The organism is Clostridium sp. UBA5988 (assembly GCF_002435615.1).
Taxonomy (GTDB): Bacteria; Bacillota; Clostridia; order Clostridiales; family Clostridiaceae; genus Clostridium_J; species Clostridium_J sulfidigenes.
Window position 1 is genome coordinate 1 of record NZ_DJBA01000004.1, and the last position, 4867, is coordinate 4867.

A 4867-nucleotide genomic window follows, 5' to 3' on the forward strand; every position below is an offset into this window, starting at 1 on the left:
GCTTTTAGCGATTTAGTTCTATATTAATATAGTGAATTAATTTGCATTGTTTTTTATTCTTGTTAAATATAAAATCATATTGGTATCTTCGCTTTGATTATAAACATATCCAAAATATTTGCCAACATGCAAGGCAGTAGTCCTGAATAATTCACAAGCGTTAAATATTGCCATCCAAAAGTTATCATAATCAGCATCTGAATAAGTTTTTGAGTACATTTCATATAATTCATTTGATAGATACTTTTTAAAAAACTTACCTAATTTACCAGTAGATACAGAGAAATTTGTGGTTACTCCAATATGCCATTCTATCATCTTTACAAGCATATCTCTTACAACTACATTGAACATCCACATAGCATAAGGTAATTCATCCCTTGCTATACCTTTACCAACGTTATTCAAACACCACCAAAATTCATTACAACAACTTATATATTGTAGTTCTGTAGGCTTCTTTACCCAATAATCTTCATCTGTAGGAGGTGCTATATAAGGCAGACAATTATCTTTATCCATAAGAGGTACAGTGAGTTTATCCTCCAAATATCCTTCCAACATTTTTTCTTTAACCTCAATAGATAAATCGATACGATTACCATCTTTAAAAAGTATCAGCCAGACATATCTATTATTAAAATCATGCTCAATACCAAATGCTATATCAACTAAATCAGGTTCTTGGACAATTGCTATATCACCGAATGCAGTAATCCAATTTTTATTTTCTAAAAATGAATTCGTTTCTGATACAACATATACAATGTCGTAATCTTGATAAATATCTTTTTCTATATTGGGATTAGTTCGAGAGCCATTCATATAAACTGCCCTAATACGTTCATCTTTTTCAGCGAAATTAAGTATTAACTCCATTATTTCTTTTTCACTACGCAAAGTATCACCTCACTGGAAATATTTAATTATTACTACACAATATCTTACAATTTTCCATATACAATCATAATTATAATACTTATTATAGAACAATTACAATAAAATGTTTCAAAATACAAAAAGCACCTCTATAAAGAGATGCTCTAGTCAGTGTACGAATAACGTTTATTATAATTTGAGTTATTAAATAAAAAATACCGTCGTGATATATTAACCTTACTTATAATTATTATGATATTCTCGATCCAGCATACTAAAATAGAATTGGTCGACCCACTTACCTCCACATAGATACTCTTCCCTAAATACACCCTGCTTTGACATACCTGCTTTTTCCATTATTGATGCAGATTTTTTATTTTCGCAATGGCACATACCTAATACCTTATGAGCTTTCAATTCATTAAATGCAAAGGAAAGCAAAAGCTGTACACTTTCTAAACAATAGCCATTGCCTTGAAACTCAGGCAAGATAACATATCCAATTTCCCAGCTCTTTCGTGAAGTAATACATTCCCATATATAAACTACTCCCATCTGTACCCCATCTGAACTGCGTTTAACTATAAAATCAAAAACATCATTTTCTTCAATTCGCTTAATAAACTTCTTTCGAATACGAGTTTTGTCAGTCTCAACATGTTCCTCATAACACCATAATTCTTCATCACTTTCTTCATTACATATAAACTCCATATGTTCTTCAGTTACAGGTACAAGTTCTATAGATTTTCCTTTTAATAGATGTTGTATTTGTTTTTCTATATTTATATTTTCCATTCTTATCCCCCACTTTTTCATTTTCCTCTGCTAATCTAATTTTATATAACATAGATACCCTGCTTTGTGATTTTTACTCCGCAATTTATACATAATTAGAATAGCTCATCTAATAAAATATAGTATTTTATTTTTGCATAATCAGGTTTTATTTCTAATTCTTCAAATAACATATCTGTATATCTTGAATCAAAATCCATTAATTCACGAACACATAACGCAATATCTTGATATAGATCGCCAACTCCCCCTCGTCCCATATCTATAAAGGATGTAATATCTTTACCGTCTGTAAAATAGTTGTTAAAACAATAGTCTCCATGTGTAAACACTAATTGTTCTACCGGCTTATTCCTTAGGAGATAATTAAATACATCCCTAGATGTTTCAAGGCCTTCCGTATATTTATTTCTATCCACTCTTCCTATCAAATTATGTTCAATCCTGCATTTTGCTTTTTCTAATTTTTTCTCTATTCTACTGTTAAAATTACATTCTGTGATATCAACACTCTGCAATTTCTTTATACCAATAGCTGCTAAATGAACTAATCTATCTGGAGTTTTTCTATATGCTTCATCTTCTAGCATCTGACCTTTTGCATTCTCTTTCAGCATATAAGAAATGTCATCTTCTATCACACGATAAATCACTTTTGGTACTGATAGTTTTCCATACAACCACTGGTACATCTCATATTCTCTGATCACTTCATCATTAACTTTTTCTATCTTTAAATAATAAGATTTATCCATATCAAAGCACTTAATTACTTTTGCTTTCGACATACCTTCTTTATCTGCTTCAAAGTGCATACCTGCAAGTATTTTTTCTAGCTTATTTGGTAAATACATATATTTTCCCACCAATCCTTTTTCTATATAAATATCTGGCTTTCCATATTCATTTAAATCTATTTTTGTGATTCTGTTGGTCTATTTATTTTTTCATCTCTCCATAGTTTTAACAACTTTTTCATTTTTTTTCTGCTAGCAATAACAAAAAACGGTTTATTAGGATATTTTTTATGTAAATTCATTATAGTATGTTTACGTGTTTTAGAGAAACTCCATAAGCCTTTACAAAGACGTAAAAACTCCTTATCAAGTTTTTCTTCAAGATATTGGGGTATATCCGAACGCTTTTTACCATTTCTTGTTAATACACTAACCAAACATATGAAACGATTTATATCAAGAAATATTATTAAATCTGCCGCTTTAAATCGCAATTCCATTGTGTCAGTATGATTTCCCTCAATTATCCATTTTACCTTTGATGTAAGTTCCATTTGTTTCTTTATCCATTCTTCTTTCGGAGGTTGTTCCCAATTAGGACGCCAAAACTCAACATCAAGATGAATAAGTGGCAAACCCGTGATAACAGACAATTCTTTAGATAAAAAACTTTTTCCACTACCATTATTACCAACAATAATAATGCGATTGTATCCCAATATACTCAATACTATCACTTCCTAAAATATAAATAATCAAATACCTATTATTAATGGGGTATGTCTAAAGAAATTATTCAGTTTCATATTTCTTAATCTCCTTCGATCAATTTATTATAATTACACATAACCTATAAAATAATTATACATGAATATAAGCAAGTATAATCTAATTTTTCAAAATATCAGTATTAATAAATTTATTAAATATTTCAATCAGAATCATCTTAATTTTAAAGTGAAGTTTACCCTCGTCATATGTAGATAAAGCTAAATAAGTATTTAATTTTTTCTTTTAAAATTTAATAGTACGTTATTGGGAAATATGTTATAATATGGTCAAAGTAAGCGTATTTAAATCAGTTGATAAAAAATAACAGGAGGTATTTTTATGGATTTTAGGATAATATCATTGCCACCATTCAAAGCAGCATCATCTGGGATAGATAAAGAATTTAACTTTTCCCCTGACGGTATTTTAGGAAAGTTCAATAAGTATTTTTCTGCAATTAATCTATCTGAACGAGATAGTTTTTTGCCCAGAGATTTTTTGTGTTTTGATGAAGAAAAACAAGGCCTAGTATGGTGGTGGGCATTGAGTGATGATATGGATGATGGCAGTAACGAAGTTGTTGATTTTGAAGGCGGGTACTATGTAACTTATTTCTTCAAAGATGGAGATGAAGAAACACGTGGTAAGTTATATAATCAAGCCTTGGAATATATTAAGAATTCTGATATTTTCGAACTGGATATCCGTCAAAATCATTATGGTATGGGACATATTATTACACCACCAGAGATTATAAAAGCACAAGGATGGGCACAAATGGAAGCATTTATACCCATTAAATTAAAATCAACCTCCAACTTGTAATGAAAATTACAAGGAAAGATAATAGGGTATTTACAAAATATGTTACAATACATCAAGTCAAACCTTACTTATAATTATTATGATATTCTTGCTCCAGAATACTAAAATAGGATTGATCAATACACTTATTGTAAATTGTTTAATGGAAATGTATATTTAAAAACACTAATCATATAATCTTTTTCTTGAAAATCTCCGCAATAATCAAATCCCGCTTTAGAATAATAGTTTTTTAATTTTACATTTCCAGCCCAACAGTCTAAATATAGTGTTTTTCTTAAATTTCTTGAAATCTTAAAGGCATAATTAACAATTTTAAGTCCTATATCTTTTCCTTGATACCCTGGTAATATTGCTATTCTGTATTAAAGTTATATTTGATAAACTTTTGCATTTCCTAATAATGATAGGTTATCACCGTCAACAATTATTGCACTTTGCTGTTGTGTAGTATATACCATCTTTCCATTTTCGCTTATATATTTTTCAATACTTTTATTTTGTGAATCAGTATTTTTATAGTGTACTTCAACTGCAAAATTGTCTATACATCTTAGTCCTTTTTCATAAATAAACTCTGATTAATAAATTAATTTTCTTCACCATTTCCTAAAATTTTTCATTTACAACCATAAATATAATACTTATTATAGCACGATTACAATAAAATGTATGTAAATAAGTATCTCTATATAGAGATGCTCTAAATATGATTTCTTATATTTTATAAGTATTTCAGTTTTTCATTATTTTGTAGTAAACTATATATAGTATGATTAATCCATAAAAGGTTTTTTTAGTAATTTTTTTCTAATTTGAGTTATAATATTAATTAGATAGTGTAAAGTGTGGTA

6 protein-coding genes are annotated in these 4867 nt (G+C 28.6%); 1 reads left to right on the forward strand and 5 read right to left on the reverse strand.

Going from position 1 to position 4867, the window contains the following annotated elements; all coding sequences use genetic code 11:
- Positions 1-36: 36 nt before the first annotated feature.
- The 4 genes from B3J31_RS00185 to B3J31_RS00200 form a co-directional block, all read right to left on the reverse strand.
- Positions 37-900 (reverse strand): aminoglycoside 6-adenylyltransferase, encoded by an 864-nt coding sequence (locus B3J31_RS00185; protein WP_346873543.1) that lies wholly within the window; start codon positions 898-900, stop codon positions 37-39.
- A 216-nt stretch (positions 901-1116) separates the two neighbouring features.
- Positions 1117-1680: a GNAT family protein gene (locus B3J31_RS00190; protein WP_346873544.1), complete on the reverse strand. Its 564-nt coding sequence runs from the start codon at positions 1678-1680 to the stop codon at positions 1117-1119.
- 95 nt (positions 1681-1775) lie between these two features.
- Positions 1776-2534 (reverse strand): APH(3') family aminoglycoside O-phosphotransferase, encoded by a 759-nt coding sequence (locus B3J31_RS00195; protein WP_346873545.1) that lies wholly within the window; start codon positions 2532-2534, stop codon positions 1776-1778.
- A 59-nt stretch (positions 2535-2593) separates the two neighbouring features.
- A complete protein-coding gene (locus B3J31_RS00200; RefSeq protein ID WP_346873546.1) occupies positions 2594-3145 on the reverse strand; it encodes a hypothetical protein in 552 nt (183 codons plus the stop codon).
- A 382-nt stretch (positions 3146-3527) separates the two neighbouring features.
- Between B3J31_RS00200 and B3J31_RS00205 the strand changes: the two genes are divergently transcribed.
- Entirely contained in the window at positions 3528-4013 is a 486-nt protein-coding gene (locus B3J31_RS00205; RefSeq protein ID WP_346873547.1) for a hypothetical protein, read from the forward strand.
- Between the two features lie 125 nt (positions 4014-4138).
- On the opposite strand, the gene B3J31_RS16980 is transcribed toward B3J31_RS00205, so the two are convergent.
- On the reverse strand, positions 4139-4372 hold the full coding sequence (locus tag B3J31_RS16980) for a GNAT family N-acetyltransferase (RefSeq protein WP_414632861.1): 234 nt from the start codon (positions 4370-4372) through the stop codon (positions 4139-4141).
- Between the last annotated feature and the right edge of the window lie 495 nt (positions 4373-4867).

Coding starts and splice junctions, on each gene's coding strand:
- B3J31_RS00205 (WP_346873547.1), top strand. CDS start 3,528: ATGGATTTTAGGATAATATCATTGCCACCATTCAAAGCAGCATCATCT.
- B3J31_RS00190 (WP_346873544.1), bottom strand. CDS start 1,680: ATGGAAAATATAAATATAGAAAAACAAATACAACATCTATTAAAAGGA.
- B3J31_RS00195 (WP_346873545.1), bottom strand. CDS start 2,534: ATGTATTTACCAAATAAGCTAGAAAAAATACTTGCAGGTATGCACTTT.